The 16,138-nt window shown below is 59.5% G+C and carries 15 protein-coding genes; 5 read left to right on the forward strand and 10 right to left on the reverse strand.

What is annotated here, in order from left to right:
- Positions 1–40: 40 nt before the first annotated feature.
- On the reverse strand, positions 41–1,273 hold the full coding sequence (gene ispG, locus PW792_06420; protein MDE1161567.1) for a flavodoxin-dependent (E)-4-hydroxy-3-methylbut-2-enyl-diphosphate synthase: 1,233 nt from the start codon (positions 1,271–1,273) through the stop codon (positions 41–43).
- Positions 1,274–1,575: 302 nt separating this feature from the next.
- Here ispG and PW792_06425 point away from each other — a divergent pair, with 302 nt between their 5' ends.
- On the forward strand, positions 1,576–2,997 hold the full coding sequence (locus PW792_06425; protein MDE1161568.1) for an EAL domain-containing protein: 1,422 nt from the start codon (positions 1,576–1,578) through the stop codon (positions 2,995–2,997).
- A 4-nt stretch (positions 2,998–3,001) separates the two neighbouring features.
- Here PW792_06425 and PW792_06430 read toward each other — a convergent pair whose 3' ends face one another.
- Positions 3,002–4,282, reverse strand: coding sequence for an Hsp70 family protein (locus PW792_06430; protein ID MDE1161569.1), 1,281 nt, complete (start codon positions 4,280–4,282; stop codon positions 3,002–3,004).
- A 5-nt stretch (positions 4,283–4,287) separates the two neighbouring features.
- Positions 4,288–4,872, reverse strand: a complete 585-nt coding sequence (locus PW792_06435; GenBank protein ID MDE1161570.1) for a DNA-3-methyladenine glycosylase I — start codon at positions 4,870–4,872, stop codon at positions 4,288–4,290.
- A 41-nt stretch (positions 4,873–4,913) separates the two neighbouring features.
- On the opposite strand from PW792_06435, the gene PW792_06440 reads away from it, so the two are divergent.
- On the forward strand, positions 4,914–6,725 hold the full coding sequence (locus PW792_06440; protein MDE1161571.1) for an ABC-F family ATP-binding cassette domain-containing protein: 1,812 nt from the start codon (positions 4,914–4,916) through the stop codon (positions 6,723–6,725).
- Positions 6,726–6,743: 18 nt separating this feature from the next.
- Here PW792_06440 and PW792_06445 read toward each other — a convergent pair whose 3' ends face one another.
- Positions 6,744–8,033 (reverse strand): amidohydrolase family protein, encoded by a 1,290-nt coding sequence (locus tag PW792_06445; GenBank protein MDE1161572.1) that lies wholly within the window; start codon positions 8,031–8,033, stop codon positions 6,744–6,746.
- A 47-nt stretch (positions 8,034–8,080) separates the two neighbouring features.
- Between PW792_06445 and PW792_06450 the strand changes: the two genes are divergently transcribed.
- Positions 8,081–8,479, forward strand: a complete 399-nt coding sequence (locus tag PW792_06450; protein ID MDE1161573.1) for a response regulator — start codon at positions 8,081–8,083, stop codon at positions 8,477–8,479.
- A 68-nt stretch (positions 8,480–8,547) separates the two neighbouring features.
- Here PW792_06450 and PW792_06455 read toward each other — a convergent pair whose 3' ends face one another.
- Entirely contained in the window at positions 8,548–9,324 is a 777-nt protein-coding gene (locus tag PW792_06455) for an enoyl-ACP reductase (GenBank protein ID MDE1161574.1), read from the reverse strand.
- A gap of 46 nt (positions 9,325–9,370) precedes the next feature.
- The gene (locus tag PW792_06460; protein ID MDE1161575.1) at positions 9,371–11,128 is read right to left on the reverse strand and encodes a choice-of-anchor D domain-containing protein; all 1,758 of its coding nucleotides are present in this window, start codon (positions 11,126–11,128) and stop codon (positions 9,371–9,373) included.
- 234 nt (positions 11,129–11,362) lie between these two features.
- Here PW792_06460 and PW792_06465 point away from each other — a divergent pair, with 234 nt between their 5' ends.
- Complete coding sequence (locus PW792_06465) at positions 11,363–12,469, forward strand: sugar kinase (protein MDE1161576.1); 1,107 nt, start codon at positions 11,363–11,365, stop codon at positions 12,467–12,469.
- Between the two features lie 17 nt (positions 12,470–12,486).
- A complete protein-coding gene (locus tag PW792_06470) occupies positions 12,487–13,149 on the forward strand; it encodes a bifunctional 4-hydroxy-2-oxoglutarate aldolase/2-dehydro-3-deoxy-phosphogluconate aldolase (protein MDE1161577.1) in 663 nt (220 codons plus the stop codon).
- Between the two features lie 83 nt (positions 13,150–13,232).
- Here the strand turns inward: PW792_06470 and PW792_06475 are convergent, their stop codons facing one another.
- From PW792_06475 to cheB, 4 genes are read right to left on the reverse strand one after another with little or no spacing between them, the layout of a single operon-like run.
- Positions 13,233–13,700, reverse strand: a complete 468-nt coding sequence (locus PW792_06475; protein MDE1161578.1) for a hypothetical protein — start codon at positions 13,698–13,700, stop codon at positions 13,233–13,235.
- Positions 13,697–14,068, reverse strand: coding sequence for a response regulator (locus PW792_06480; protein ID MDE1161579.1), 372 nt, complete (start codon positions 14,066–14,068; stop codon positions 13,697–13,699). Before PW792_06480 ends, PW792_06475 begins: the two co-directional genes overlap by 4 nt.
- A gap of 25 nt (positions 14,069–14,093) precedes the next feature.
- Positions 14,094–14,945: a protein-glutamate O-methyltransferase CheR gene (locus tag PW792_06485; GenBank protein ID MDE1161580.1), complete on the reverse strand. Its 852-nt coding sequence runs from the start codon at positions 14,943–14,945 to the stop codon at positions 14,094–14,096.
- The gene (cheB, locus tag PW792_06490; protein ID MDE1161581.1) at positions 14,945–16,060 is read right to left on the reverse strand and encodes a chemotaxis-specific protein-glutamate methyltransferase CheB; all 1,116 of its coding nucleotides are present in this window, start codon (positions 16,058–16,060) and stop codon (positions 14,945–14,947) included. Before cheB ends, PW792_06485 begins: the two co-directional genes overlap by 1 nt.
- Between the last annotated feature and the right edge of the window lie 78 nt (positions 16,061–16,138).

Here is a 16,138-nt window from a genome sequence, read left to right on the forward strand (position 1 = left end):
GGCCTCCGGTTGGAGGCCCCTTCGCTTTACATAGGCTTGCTTAGACTTCGACAAGCTGGTTGCCGTAGCGCTTCTGGACGTACTCATCGAGGATGACCTGGAACTCTTCGACGATGTGGTCGCCCTTGAGCGTCATCGCGAGCTTGCCGTCGATGTAGACCGGGGCCTTGGGCTCTTCGAAGGTGCCGGGCAGTGAGATGCCGATGTTGGCGTGCTTCGACTCGCCGGGGCCGTTGACGATGCAACCCATGACTGCGAGCTTCATCTCTTCGACGCCGGGGTAGAGCTTCTTCCATTCGGGCATCGATTCGGTCAGGTAGTTCTGAATGCGAAGCGCGAGTTCCTGGAAGTAGGTCGAGGTGGTGCGGCCGCAACCGGGGCAGCTTGTGACCTGCGGCATGAAGCTGCGGATCGCAAGCGATTGCAGAATCTGCTGTGCGCAGCGGACTTCCTCGGTGCGGGGAGCGCCGGGTTCCGGCGTCAGCGAGACGCGGATGGTGTCGCCGATGCCTGCGAGCAGCAGGGGCGAAAGACCGGCGGTCGAGGTGACGATGCCCTTCATGCCCATGCCTGCTTCGGTAAGGCCGAGGTGGATGGCGTGGTCTGTACGGCTGGCGAGCTCAGTGTTGACGTCGATCAGATCGCGGACGTTGGAGACCTTCGCCGAGAGGATGATCTGATCGCGACGGAGGCCGTAGCGTTCTGCCGCGGCTGCGTTGTCGAGTGCGGAGACGACCATGGCTTCCATCATGACGTCGCGGGTGTCGCGCGGAGTTGCGGACTTCGAGTTCGCATCCATCATCTTGGTGAGCAGAGCCTGGTCGAGCGAGCCCCAGTTGACGCCGATACGTACAGGCTTCTGGTACTCGACGGCGCACTCCACCATGGTGCGGAAGTTGTCATCGTCCTTGCGGCCAATCGAGACGTTGCCGGGGTTGATGCGGTACTTTGAGAGCGCGCGGGCGCAGTCGGGGAACTTGCGGAGCAGGATGTGGCCGTTGTAGTGGAAGTCGCCGACGATGGGCGTTTCCCAACCCTTGGCACGGAGGCCTTCCACGATGTGCGGGACGGCCTGTGCGGCCTCCTCGTTGTTCACCGTGATGCGGACGATCTCAGAACCGGCACGGGCCAGAGCTGCAACCTGTTGTACGGTGCTTTCGATGTCGGCGGTGTCGGTATTGGTCATCGACTGCACGACGACGGGGGCGTCGGAACCGACGCGGACTCCGCCAATGTTGACGGTCACGGATTTACGGCGAAAGGTGGGAGGCATAGCACCTGTAAGTTTACCAGTTTGCCAAGGTGTGAGAGCTCCCGATGCGTACTCCGCTCGTGTGCGGAGAGATACCTGCCGTTTTCGCCTAAATTTTGCCGTGCTCAATGTGTCGCCTGAAGGCTATACTCCGATTCCCAATTTGGGGCGGACGGTACACGATGCGTAATAAAGCTATCTTTCGTAATTCGATCTTGCTGTCTGTCCTTGCTCTTGTTCTACCGTTGGCTCTTTGTGTCTATCGGGCCGTTCAGCGGGGGAAGCTTGATGCCGTTGCGACGTTAAACGGCGTCACGGATGAAATGGCCCGGCGATCCGCAGAGACGAGGGAACAGATTGCCTCGGCGCTGGAAGACCTGCAGAGTAATCCGGGTGGTGCACCCTGCTCGGCGGGGAACCTGGAGCGAATGCGGCTTGTCGCTGCGGTGAAGGATTATCTCGGTGGTCTGGGATATGTGAAGGGGGACACGATGCTGTGTTCGTCCCTCACGGGAGGCGGGGTGCCGGTTCCTCTGGGGCTTCCGTCTGAGGTTCGCCCGTCTGGCTTCCGTAGCTGGGACCAGAAAGCTTTGCCAGGTATTCCGAGGCAGAAGTTCAACTTGATTGGAGAACCCGGGCAGGAGAATGTTGCGATTACGGTGCCGGAGTTGATTGTGGATGTCCCCTTAGCTGTGAAGGGTATGTCCCTGGTGCAGATGACTGCGGACGGCAGGTTGAAGCGCGCACGGGGGCCATATAGCGAGACATGGCTGACGAGAACGTTAGCAGGGCAGGAATCGTTTGTTGACAGCGGGAAGCTGGTCGTAGCGCGTTTTGAAAAGTCGTCTGGTCTGGTGATGTTTGCGGCTATGTCTGTGAACGAAGTTCATCGCTTTGCCTGGCAGGCGTTCTGGCGTTATCTGCCTGTCGCTTTGGCAGTGGCCGCACTGCTGCTCGTGATGATCTGGACGGTTGCACGAGAGTTGCTCTCCTTGCGGTTTCAGATCAAGGCAGCTCTGCGTGACCGCGAATTCTTCCTGCAGTACCAACCGGTGATGGATTTGAGTGCGGGCAGATGTGTGGGGGCGGAGGCTCTGATTCGTTGGAAGCGCCGTGATGGCAGCATGGTGAGCCCTTTGGTCTTCATCCCGGTTGCGGAGCAGCATGGACTGATCGAACAGGTGACGGCGCAGGTGATGGAGATGGTGGCGACCGATGCTGCGCAGCTTATTCGTGATCATCCGGAGATGCACATTGCGATCAACTTCTCCCCGGATGATCTTCATTCGAAGGAGATTGAGGACCGCCTGCAAAGGCTGATCCACGATGTTGGGGCGTCCAACAACATCGTGATTGAAGCCACGGAGCGCGGCTTGCTGTTTCCAGAGAAGGTGACGGAGACGCTGGTTTCGGTGAGGGCTAAAGGCTTCCGGGTTGGCATCGATGACTTCGGTACGGGCAACTCCAGTCTTTCGTACCTGGGGACATACGATCTGGATTTCTTGAAGATCGACAAGATGTTTGTGGACGCGCTGGGCAAGAATGAACCGACCAGTCAGGTCGCGTTCCACATTATTGGACTGGCGCATTCACTGGGTTTGAAGATCGTCGCGGAAGGCGTGGAAACGAAGGAGCAGCGCGACATTCTGCGCGAAGCCGGGGTGCAGTACGCGCAAGGCTGGATCTTCGCAAAACCGATGCTGATGCACGATCTGGCGGCGTTTACGCGTTTGCAGAATGCGTAAACGCTTACCTGGCTGCGAGCAGCGCAAGTCCCTGAGCCACGGAGGTCAACTCGCCGCCGGACTGTACGCGCGATTCGCCGAAGCGTGAGGTGAAAATGCGGCGGACGGCGGGAACGAGCGAGGTTCCGCCGGTGAGGAAGACGCGGTCCACAGACTCTGGGGCGATGGTCGTTTTGGTGAAGAGCTCGTCGAGCGTAGCGGCCATGCGCTCCAACTCCGGGGCGATCCAGCCTTCGAAGGTGGCTCTGGCGACTGGTTCGCGAAGCTGCACGGCATCGGTGTCGAGCACAAACTCTGCTTCGGCTTGGGTCGTGAGCGCGACCTTCAAACGGCGCACGGAGCGATGGAGTTGGAAGCCGAGGTCGTGGCCGATGACCGCGGATAGCGCAGCGATCTTTTCGGGCTCCAGCGCGCGGCGCTGGGTGTTGCGTAGCAGGTTCGTGACGGCATGCGTCTTCAGGAAGGAGAGCGTATGCCAGCGTTCGAGGTTTGCGTAGACCCAGGCGGGAAGAGCAGGAAGCTCTTTGCCGAGCTCGCGGGTGAGTGACTCTGAGCCCAGCGCTGGAGCGATGAGGTAGCGGACGATGCGGGCGTCGAAGGCGTCGCCGGCGAGGCCAAGGCCGGTGGAGCCGAGTACTTCGGGCTGGCCTTCGCGGATGCGGAGCAGGGAAAAGTCAGTGGTGCCGCCGCCGAAGTCGCCGATGAGTAGCAGGCCATCCTGCGGGGCGTTTTGTTCTGCGGCAAAGGCCGCAGCGACGGGTTCCATGGCGAAGTCGACGTTCTGAAAGCCCGCGAGCAGCAGGGCTGCGCGGAGGCGCTCTTCGGCAAAGCTGTTGTCGGAGTCGCTGTTGGCCCCGACGAACTCTACCGGGCGTCCGACGACGGCGCTGGTGATCTCGGCGCCGAGCGAATCGCTGGCCTGTTGACGGAGGTCGCTGAGGATTTTGGCAATAAGGTCTTCGAAGCGGTACTGGCGGCCGAAGATTTCGGTTCCCGTGAGGCTGCGCGCGGAGAGATGCGACTTCAGCGACTGGATAAAGCGGCGAGCGTCTTCAAGGTCGGGGTCGCTGCCGGTGGCGAGGTACTGCTCGATCGCTTCATTGCCGGTGAAGATGCTGACCGGACGGCCGGGAAGGCTGCGCTGCTGCAAGGCAAGCAAAACGGAGCGCGAGGTCAGCTCGCCATTGCCGAAAGGAACGAGCGCGACGCTGCCATCGCCCTGGGTGTAAGCGATGGCGCTGTTGGTTGTGCCGAAGTCGATGCCGACGCGAAGATCAGAAGCCACGTTCGCTATTTTGACGCTTTCCGGCTGGCAAGTTTCGCACAGGCTGTGCGCCGGAAGCAGGCTTCGGTGTGGTCGTTGACCATGCCGGCGGCCTGCATGAAGGCGTACACAATGGTTGGGCCGACGAACTTGAAGCCACGTTTTTTCAGGGCCTTGGACATCGCCTCGGACTCGGGAGAGATGGTTTGCCCGACCTGATTCTGGATAGGTTTGCCTGCAACGAAGCTCCAGAGCCAGGCGGAAAAATCTTCTCCAGAGTTCTGCATTTCGAGGAAGATTTTTGCCGCGCTGATGGTGGCGACGATCTTGGCTCGTGAGCGAATAATGCGTGGATCGTCGAGCAGGCGCAGGATGTCGGGCTCGCCCATGCGAGCGACCTTTTGCGGGGAAAATTGATGAAATGCGGCTTGGAAAGCCTCGCGTTTGTTGAGCACAACGCTCCAGGAAAGTCCGGCCTGAAAGCCTTCGAGCATGAGCAATTCCCATAGGTCGCGGGCGTCGCGCATGGGTACTCCCCACTCTTCGTCGTGGTACTCGCGCATCAGGTCGCTGGATTCAGCCCAGCGGCAACGTGTCTTCGGCGTTGGCATGTTTCTGATTGTAGAAAATTTGGCCGGTACACTGGAGTGGTATGCCACCGATTTTGAGCGCTCAGAGTGTAAGTAAGAAGTTTGGGGCCACGCCCCTGTTTTCCGATGTGTCGTTTACCGTCTCGGACGGGGACCGCATTGGCTTGATCGGACCGAATGGTGCGGGCAAGTCCACGTTGCTGGCCGTTCTCGGTGGAGAGATGGAGCCGGACAAGGGCGATGTTTCGCGCCGCAAGCGTGCGCGCGTGGCCTATGTGCGCCAGATCTCGGAGTATCCGGCGGGGAAGAGCGTTCGTCAGGTGGTGGAGCGCGCACTGGCTGAGGCTGATGTGCCCTCTGAAGAGCGCGAGCAGCGGCTGCGCGAGACCCTGGGCCGCGCGGGCTTTGACGAGTTCAGCGCAGATGCGTCGACGCTGAGCGGCGGCTGGCGCAAGCGGCTTGCGATTGTGGAAGCGATGGCCGTGGGGCCGGATGTGATGCTGCTCGATGAGCCGACAAACCATCTCGACCTGGAAGGCATTGAGTGGCTGGAAGGTGTGCTGAAGTCGACCAATATGGCTGTGGTCGTTATCTCGCATGATCGTTACTTTCTGGAGAACGTCGCGAAGGACATCATCGAACTGAGCCGCGTGTATGCCGAAGGCCTGCTGCGGGTGCGTGGCGGTTACTCGAAGTTTCTTGAAGGCCGCGAGCAGTACATGGAAGCTCAGTCGAAGATGCAGGAAGGTCTGCGCAACCGCGTGAAGACCGAGATTGAGTGGCTGCGGCGTGGGCCGAAGGCTCGTGCGACGAAGGCCAAGGCCCGCATCGACAACGCGCATGAGCTGATCGGCAAGCTGGCTGAGGTGGACTCGCGCACGCGTACGTCCAGCGCAGGCATCGCGTTCGACGCTACAGACCGCCAGACGAAGCGTCTGGTGGAGTTCGAGGGCGTGGCGATCACGCTGGGGAACAAGAAGATCGTCGAAGGGCTTTCCTTTGGCTTGTCGAACGGCATGAAGCTGGGACTCGTCGGACCGAACGGATCGGGCAAGACGACGATTCTGCGTGCGATGACCGGCGAACTTGAGGTGAATGCTGGCACGGTAAAGCGTGCGGCGAATCTGCGCGTCGTTTACTTCTCACAGCGTCGCGAGATCGATGAGTCGCTGACGCTGCGCCGGGCGCTGGCTCCGGACTCTGATGGTGTGGTGTACCAGGGCGCGGTGGTTCATGTGGCAAGCTATGCGGCAAAGTTCCTCTTTACCGGCGAGCAGTTGAACCAGCCCGTGGCACGGTTGAGCGGTGGTGAGCGCGCGCGTGTGCTGCTGGCGAGATTGATGCTCGTTCCGGCTGATGTTCTGGTACTGGACGAACCGACGAACGATCTGGATATCCCAACCCTGGAGATTCTGGAAGAGTCGTTGCTGGAGTTCAAGGGCGCGCTGGTGCTGGTGACGCATGATCGCTACCTGCTCGATCGCGTGGCGAACACCGTGTTAGGGCTGGATGGCAAGGGCAAGGCGCAGGTCTTCGCGGACTACATGCAGTGGGAAGAGTGGAAGGAACGCAGTGGCCTGCTGACCGGCACGCAGAGCGGAGATCTGCCGAAGGAAGCTGCGGGCAAGTCGTCGAACTCGTCGTCGAAGAAGAAGCTTTCGTACATGGAGCAGCGCGAGTTTGACGGTATTGAAGCGAAGGTTGAGGCTGCGGATGCTCGACTGGACGCAGCACGCGAGACGATGGAAGATCCCGTCGTAGCCACGGACGCGACAAAGTTGACGGCTGCGTTGGCGGAGTTGGAAGCTGCGCAGACCGAGCACGACGCGGTGTATGAACGATGGGCAGAACTCAGTGAAAAGGCCGGCGCTTAGCCGGCCTTTTCATCTCGGTTAGTTCATGGTTTGTCGCCGATGAGCGGGTGCGTCCAGGAAAATCTTTCCGTTTTTCATCACAAATTCTGGTTTTGTAAGGACGCTGATATCCGCCAGCGGGTCGCCCGGTACGGCGATAATGTCGGCGAAGAAGCCCGGCTTGAGCTGGCCGATGGCGTCGGCCCAGTTGAGCAGCTTTGCTCCGTTGATCAGGCCTGCCCGGAGGACGTCGGCAGGTTTCATGCCGTACTGCACCATCAACTCGTACTCGCGTGCCTGGGTTCCGTGGGGGAAAGGGCCGACGTCTGAGCCTACGGCAAAGGGAACTCCGAGGACCATTTGCTTCTTGAACTCGGCGACGTGGATGGCGAGAGATTGCTTACGGCGGGCAGCGAGTTCCGGGGTTTCCGCGTGATCGGCGAAGTACTCTGCGATGGTGAAGGTCGGGACGGCGTAGATGTTGCGGGCGCGCATCTCCTTCATGGTGGCTTCGCTGATCTGGTAGGCGTGGTCGACTGAGGCAACGCCGGCTGCGACGGCGAACTCGGCACCGGGGTCGGTGGTGCAGTGGACGGCGACCACCGTGCCGAGGCGATGGGCCTCCGCGACGGCAGCGGCGAGTTCGGGTTCGGTGAACTGGAACGCGGAGGTGATCTTGTTGCCGTCTACGTGATCGTGGCCGGTTTCGTAGATTTTGAAGAAGTCGGAGCCTTCCTTGTGCTGCTCGCGCATGGTGGCGATGAGCTCTGCCGTGTTGTTGACGATGTCGGCGTTGGACAGGACGTGCTGCTCGGGGTTGAAGCCGATGGCGTCTTCGTGGCCGCCGAGGATGTCGATAGCGTTGCAGGAGACGCGCATGCGTGGGCCGGGAATCTCGCCCTTGTTGATCGCGTTACGGACGGCGACGTCGGCGCACTTGGCGCCTTCCGTTCCCATGTCTCGCTCGGCGGTGAAGCCTGCGAGCAGGTCGGCTTTCGCGGCGGCTGCAGCCGTCAGAGTGCGCTGCGGGATGGATTCCTCGACTGTCTGCAGGCCTTCATTGCCGGGATGCAGGAAGAGGTGGGTGTGGGCGTCGATGAGGCCGGGCATAAGTGTGACGTTGCCCAGGTCGAGGACTCGAGCGGTTGCCGGGTGAGTGACGTGCGAGCCGACCTCAGTGATGCGTTCGCCGGTGATGAGGATTTCGCCGGGAGAAACGAGCTTGCCGCTGGCTACGTCGAGCAGATGGGCTGCGTGCAGGATGGTGGAAGGCTGCTGTGCAGCAAGAGGAAGAGCGGCAGCGAGGAGGGCAGCGGCAAATCGTTTCATCGTGAGGGCAGAATACGCCAGATGAGCGGATGTGAAAGGATGAACGCATGATTCGCCCCTGCTATCTCGTCGTGGACCGCGAGTACTCCGGAAGTATCTCAACGCGCAAACTCGTTATTGAAACGGCCAAGTTCAACGTCATTACCGCCTATAGCGCTGCGGAAGCGGTCGAGACCCTTGCATGCTTTCCGGGCTGCGCTGGCGCCGTTATCGACGCTGCCGTTGATGACATTCACTGCGATGAACTGGTGCAGAAGCTCAAGGCGATCAAGCCCACATTGACGGTCATCGCTATTACCGGCCACGATCGAGTGTGCGAGGCCGCCGATCATCAGCTTGTGAGCTTCGAGCCGGCAAAGTTGCTGGAGCTGCTGAAACAGCTCGACGAAGCGGCCTGTAAACGCATTGAAGCTCGTGAACAGCAGCTACATAGCGAAGGGCGTTAGGCTTACGCTGAACGAGAAAACGGCCACCACAGATTGCTGTGGTGGCCGTTTCTTGTGCTGGAATCTGGTTAGATTCCCGTGATGTTGAAGCCGCAGTCGACGAAGGTCACTTCGCCAGTAATGCCGCTGGCAAGGTCGCTGGTGAGGAAGAGGGCTGTGTTGCCGACTTCTGCCTGCTCCACGTTGCGGTGAAGAGGAGCGCGCTGGGTTACGGCGTCGAGGATGGTCGAGAAGTCGCCGATGCCGCGCGCGGCCAGGGTCTTGATGGGGCCAGCCGAGATCGCGTTGACGCGGATGTTCTGCGGGCCAAGCGATGCGGCGAGGTAGCGAACGGTGGCTTCGAGTGCAGCTTTGGCCACGCCCATCACGTTGTAGTTCGGGAAGACCTTTTCCGCACCGTAGTACGTGAGCGTCAGGATGGAGCCGCCCTCTGTCATCAACGGAGCTGCCGCACGGGACACGGCGATCAGCGAATAGGCGCTGATGTCGTGGGCGATGCGGAAGTCTTCGCGCTTGGTGAGCAGGAAGTCGTTTTTGATGGCGTCCGCCGGAGCAAACGCCACCGAGTGGACGAGCGTGTGGAGGACAGGGAAGCGTGCTGCGATCTCGGCAAAGGCTGCGTCGATCTGTGCGTCGTCGGAGACGTCACACTGCACGGCCAGCCCCTTTTCGCTCTGTCCGAGCGAAGCCAGCAACTCTTCCGACTCCTTCTTCAGGCGCTCGGACTGATAGCTGAGCACTAGTGTTGCCCCTGCCGCTGCCAGCTTTTCGGCGACGGAGTAGGCGATGGAGCGCTTGTTGGCGACGCCGAACACAACTGCGACTTTGCCTTCGAGATGGATCATGGTTCCTGTAACTCCTTTATTGCAAACGAATCAAGGATATCAGCGTTTAGAACTGAGCTGCGCCGTTATAGTCTGCGATAAAGTTTGTATAGATCAGGCTCACGCTTGCCTGATCGGTAACGTACATGCCGAGTTCGCGATTCTGTGTCATCGAGGCGTCTGAGTAGTTGATCGAGCCCATGTAGACCTTTTGCGTCGATAACCCGTAGTCGGCTACGACGGCCTTCGCATGAATGTAGAAGCCGTTGGAGTCTGTGTAGACATGAATGTTGTTGGTGCAACCGCCTGCCTTCACGATGTTGAGGTTCTTGGTGTAGGTTCCATCTTCGTTCTCAATGAGAATTTTGACGTCTACGCCACGATTACAGGCACTTTCCAGATCGCTCATGATGTATGTCGGCGTAGAGGTCAGCTCTTCGTTTTCGACGACCAGGGTGGTGGTTGCGTTGTTAATGATGTCTTCCATCGCCTGCTTCGCGGTGGTGGGGCTCCAGATGAGATCTGTGCCCGCGGAAGGCTGATAGCTTAAGTCGCTCGTGCCCGTCGTTCCTGAAGCCGTAGTTCCTGCGGCGAAGTCCATGTTGAACGTCGCTTCAGCAGCTGTAATGTCGACTGCATCGTTGAAGACCATGAAATAGTCGCGAGTCGTGGAGTAGTACTGGGACTGCAAGTTGCCGCTCATCAACACCAGCGTCGACTTGTCGACGATCATTGACTTCTCGTGGAAGGCCTGAAAAGCCGTGTTGGCATAGACGGCAGAACAGTTTGTCGTCGAATTCAGCGTGGAGAACGCGCTCGCGTTATTCGACTTCTCATTTCTTCCATCGAGCGCGGCGCGGACGATGACACCACGACCGCAGGCTGCGACCATCTTCGAAAGCATCGTCGAGTCCTGCAGCGCATACATGCTCATGTCGATCGTGGATGTGGCGTTATCTACGAGTGCGTAGAGAGCCGTTGTCATGCCGCCGCCGGGCAGACCTGCACCTGGATCTGGAAGTTCATAGAGCTTGTAAACCACGGTGGGAGCGGTCGTGGTTCCGGTGCCGGTCAATGAAACGGTCTGTGTGGATCCGCTGACGCCGTTGGAGTTGTCGGTGACCGTCAGCGTGCCCGTGTAGGTCGCTGCTGCAGTTGGTGTGAATTTGACTGTGATCGTGCAGGTTCCCGCAGCCGCAAGACCGGCGGTGCAGGTGTTGGTGGTGGAGAACATGTTGCTATTGGTGCCGGACAGAGCCACGCTGGAGACGGTGAGAGGGGTGGTGCTCGTGCCCGTATTGCTCAGCGTCAGATTCAGCGAAGAAGAGTTGTTCACGACAGTCGTAGAGAAGCTCAGCGAACTGGCTGAAAGCGTTGCTACAGGAGTTGTGGCTGCCGTGCTCGTGCTGCTGAGCGTGATGTCCTGGAAGTTGCCGGAGACGTTCTGCGAGTTGTCCGTAATGCGGATCGTCGAGTTCAGCGTGGCGGTGGACTTCGGCTGGAAGACAACGGAGAGATTGCAGGTGGCGCCAGCAGCCAGAGTGGTGCCGCAGCTATTGGTCAGCGCATAGTTCGTCGTGTCATTCAGGACGATGCTGGTGAGTGTGAGGGAGCTGTCACCGCTGTTCTTGACCGTCACCGTTTGTGCCGCGCTGATGGAGTTGATCGCTACGCCGGTAAAGGTCAGCGAGGAGCTGGACAGCAGGATCTGTGGTTCTCCGGACGAAGTGCTGTTTCCGCTTGAGCCTGAACCGCCTCCGCCGCAACCGACGAGAAGGGAAAGAGGAAGAGCGAGAAGCAAGGACGCAAAGCTCGAACGGGTCATTAGATTCCTGTACCGATAAATAGAAATTGGCACCGCGAAGGGTGCCGTGGCATAAGGTCTTTTTTTCTAGAAACTTAGCAAAAAGGCCAAAATTATTTGATCACTTGCTCCCAAGTTTAGCACGCAGCGCCTGCCTGCTTGCCAATGTCAGGCAGGTGCGGGAGTTCCTCCCTGCCTGATGTGCTCTCTTGAGCGTAGGATTGTGCCGTGCAAGAATCGACATGGAGACGGTAAGTGATCGATAACAGAAACTCTGCCGGAGTTGTTTTGAAGTCGGCATCTGCGTGCCGCTGGGATTTGCTGTCGCTGGGCGAAGTGATGCTGCGCTTTGATCCTGGCGAAGGACGGATCGCAGGCGCGCGTTCGTTCCGCGTATGGGAAGGCGGCGGCGAGTACAACGTCGCTCGAGGGCTGCGTCGCTGCTTTGGCAAACAGACCGCGATCGCAACTGCCTTTGTCGATAATCCTGTCGGCCGACTGGTCGAGGACCTGATGCTGCAGGGCGGTGTCGATGTTTCGCATGTGCGCTGGGTTCCGTTCGACGGTGTTGGTCGCGAAGCTCGTAACGGGGTGTACTTCCTTGAGCGCGGCTTTGGCGTGCGTCATGGCATGGGCATGATGGATCGCGGGAACACTGCTGTGTCGCAGTTGCAGCCCGGCATGATTGATTGGGATGCGATCTTCGGCGGGGAAGGCGTTCGCTGGTTTCATACCGGCGGCGTGATGGCCTCGTTGAGTGAGAGCGCCACGGAGGTGGTGCGCGAAGCGATGGTGTCCGCGCGCAAGCATGGGACGGTAGTCAGCTTCGATTGCAACTATCGTCCGTCGTTGTGGAAGAGCCGTGGGGGCCGTCAGGGATCGATTGACGTGAACCGCTCGCTGATGCCGATGGTGGATGTTTTGTTTGGCCATGAGGGCGATATTGCGAAGGCGATGGGCAAGTCGTCGCTAGGGCCGGTGTGGCATACGCTGGAGAGCTTTGGCGAGATGGCTGCACGCGTCACCGAAGAGTGGACTGAACTGCGTGTGATCGCCAGCACGATCCGCAAGCCAAGGACCGCGACGCACAACTCGTGGAGTGCGTTTGGCTTTGCGGAAGGCAAGGCGCATGAAGGCTTGCGTTTTGACGATCTTGAGATTCTGGACCGCGTTGGTGGTGGTGACTCGTTTGCCTCGGGGCTGATCTATGGCCTGATGGAGGGGAAAGAGTTTCAGTGGTCGCTTGATTGCGGTGTCGCGCACGGTGCGCTGTCGATGACGACGCCAGGTGATGCCTCGATGGCGAGCCTTGCAGAGGTGGAGAGCTTGATGAGCGGCGTTTCCACAGGAACAGTTCGGTAGAGAAACAGGAGAAGGTGATGGCGAAGAAAGCAGAAGTTCTGGCACATGTGCGGAAGACCGGTCTGGTGCCGGTGCTGCGTGCCGAGTCGGTGGAGCAGGGATACGCGCTGGCGGAAGCGATTGCAGCCGGTGGCTGCGATGTGCTCGAAGTGACGATGACGGTTCCCGGAGCGGTGGCGTTGATCACGCGACTGGTGAAGGAGCGGCCCGATATTTTGATCGGTGCAGGAACCGTGCTGACCGCTGAGCAAGCGAAGGCTTGTGTTGGCGAAGGCGCTCAGTTCATCGTGAGCCCGGCGTTCGATGCGGCTACGGTGGAGTTCTGCGCCAAGAGCGGCATTGGTGTACTGCCAGGTGCGTTGACGCCGACCGAGGTGTTGAGAGCCTGGAATGCGGGCGCGGATGTGATCAAAGTTTTCCCTGCAAGCGCCATGGGTGGAGCGCCGTATCTGCGCAGCCTGAAGGCTCCGCTGCCGCAGATTGAGCTGATCCCAACGGGTGGCGTTTCGTTGACTACTGCGCGAGAGTTCCTCGATGCCGGAGCGTATGCGCTGGGCATCGGTGCGGACCTGGTGAGCGTCAAGGCCATTCGCGCCGGACAGCCCGAAGTGATTACTAAGCAGGCCCGGAAGTATATGGATATCGTACGTACGTTTCAGGCTGAAACAGCCTCGGCGTAAGGCTGTGCGGGCTTTGTCCTAAGCAAGAGAAAAGGTGACCGCGATGGTCACCGTTTCTCTTTGCGCGACATCGCTGTGGGGGCTCAGAGCTTAGTAAAGACGCAGAGTTCGCCGGACGGATAGCCTGCCATCGTCGCATGAAAACGGCGCTGGCTATGGGGTTCGTTCAGGAAGTCAGAGCAGAGAGCTTCACCGGTGTTGGCGTCGGTGAGCATCCGGCGAAGTACGGCGCGTCTGCTGCGAAGCAGTACGGAAGACGTGATGTTCAGCACTTCGTGCATGGCGTCACGCAGCATCTCGTCGAGTGATTGCTGTGCGACCTGTTGCTTGACGAGGGCTTCCGGAATGCCGACCAGAACACCGCCGAGCGAGCCAAGAAGCGCAAGGTCCATCTTGATGAGAATGGTGTCTTCAGAGCCTGCAATATCGAAGAGGCCATAGGCCTTCGGGCAATGCGTCTGGCACATGTCATCGGCTGCGACTACGTTGACCTTGCGACCGGTGAGGTCGGTGAAGAGCTTGCTGAAGACGAAAGGATTTGCAGCGTTCATGCTCTTGCTCCGAGCACAGGACGAAGACGTTCCTGCACGTCTTCGGGGGTGAACGGCTTCGTGATGAGGAACTGAGCGCCAGCTGTCATGGCTGTCTCGTAGATCTCTTTCGATCCCTCTGACGTGATGAAGCCGAAGGGCGTTGCGTTTGCGCAGGCGCGGACCTGCCGCAGGAAATCAATGCCGGTCATCTCCGGCATGTTCCAATCCGAGAGGATGAGTTGCGGCGTGTGGGTGCTGAGCTTTTGCAGGGCATCCATGCCATTTTCAGCTTCGATAAAGGTCAGGCCAGTGAAACCAGCCTGGCGAATGGCGCGCTGCACGAGCATGCGCATGGTCTTGCTGTCGTCGACGAGAAGTACTTCCATGATTGATTCGTTCTCCCTTGGAGCGTTAGGGCCTATGGGGTTCATCGGCAATGTACGAGATGGCATCAGCGGTTTGTACACGGCGAAATCCATCGCTGAGGGAGACGGCCTCGGCTGTTCCGAGGAAGAGGTGTCCTCCACGCGCGAGTGTGCTACGAAGTTCGCGGAGGATGCCGCGCTTGGTCTCTGCGTCAAAGTAGATGAGCACGTTGCGGCAGAAGATGACGTCGAATGGCCCGCGCCCACTGAGCGAGTTGCGGAGGTCGAGTGTGTCGAAACGAACCATGGAACGGACGTTGGGACGGAGTTGCCACTCTTCGCCATGGCGCTCGAAGTAACGCGTCTGCAAGGTGGAAGGCAAGCCGCGCGAGACTTCGAAGTTGCCATAGATGCCTGCGCGGGCGCGTTCCAGAACCTTCTCGGAGAGGTCTGTTGCGAGGATGGAAACCTCACCGGGAGTGAGTCCCATTTCGAGCAGCATCATGGCGAGTGAGTAAGCCTCTTGCCCAGAGGAGGCTGCTGCGGACCAGAGCGTTAGCTTGTGTCCGCGAGGACGTTCACGAAGCAGCGCCGGGAGGATGCTTGTACGCAGGGCTTCAAAGGGTGCATGGTCGCGGAAAAACAAGGTCTCATGCGTGGTCATGGCCTCGATGACCTTTTGTGCGAGCCCGGGTTTGCCTGCGCGGAGGCTGTGGCAGAGGGTATCGATGGAGCCGAGGTGTTCACGTTCGACGATGGGGCCCAGGCGAGACTCGAGAAGATAGCTTTTGTTCGCGTCGATCACGATGCCCGAAGCACGTTGGATCCATGTCTGCAGAAAACTGTAGCTCTCGGCAGAGACGGTATGAGTGGCGGTGGAGAAAAAGGCGCCTGGCATTAGCGGTTGAAACCTCCGTGGATGGCGCTGCGCGCCTGTTGCATGAGCGCGTCGGCAATTTGATCGAGCGGCAATATCTGGTGAGCGAGCCCTGCATTGGTGACGGCTCCGGGCATGCCCCACACGACGCTGGAGGCTTCATCCTGAGCGATGAGATGGGCTCCGGCGCGAACGAGAACTTCGGAGCCTCGCAAGCCATCCTGTCCCATGCCGGTGAGGATGGTAGCAATCGCAGCGCCGCCGTAAATGTCGGCTACAGAGCGGAAGAGAACATCGACAGCCGGACGGCAGGAGCACTCCTGCGGTGATTGGTCGAGGCGTATGACCGTGTCCGTGTCCGACCGCGCAACCCGCATGTGATAGTCGCCTGGAGCAAGGATGGCTTTGCCAGGTTCGAGAACCATGCCTTCCGTTGCTTCGACGATATTGAAGCCTGTTACAGTACGGATGCGCTTGGCCAGAAGCTCCGTAAACACCGGTGGCATGTGCTGCACGATCACGATGGGAAGAGGGAAGGCGTGAGGCAGCTTCGCCATCAACGCTGCCAGAGCAGTGGGGCCCCCTGTGGAAACGCCGATGGCGAGGACCTCTGCGCGCTTTGCTGTTGCGCTGAAGGCGGGAGCTGGCTTCATGGGGGCGAACGCTGGTTGAGCTGTGTGGCGATAGCAAAGCTGTTTGATCTTGTCGCGTAGCTCACGCTGCAGATACTCCATGGACGAGCCGAGCGAGACATCAGAGTTCGGCTTGAGCAGGAAGGCGGTAGCCCCATGCATGAGCGCGTCGAGTGCGGTCTCTGCTTGTGCTTCTGTTGCGCTTGAAAAGATGAGCGTATGCATCTGGGGAAACTGCTGGCGCACGATGGGCAGCAGCTCCAGCCCGCTCATGCCAGGCAGCATGATGTCGAGCGTCATTACATCCGGCTTGAGGGTTGGCAGCTTGGTGAGCGCGATCTCTGCGCTTGAGGCAGAGCCGACGATCTCGAAATCCGGTTCAGCGGAGAGCGCATTCGTCAGCAGTCTGCGGACAACCACAGAGTCGTCCACGATGAAAATTCGGATCCGGGACGATCGTGTTGACGTTCGAGATGTGGAGAGAGCAGGTGCGAATGTGGACACGGGGCCTCAGCAAAGTAGTGGAGTCAGGGAATAAATCGGCGCGCTTCTACAGAAGATGATTCAGCTCTGCGGAAGCGC

It is taken from the genome of Acidobacteriaceae bacterium (genome assembly GCA_028283655.1).
Lineage (GTDB): Bacteria > Acidobacteriota > Terriglobia > Terriglobales > Acidobacteriaceae > Granulicella.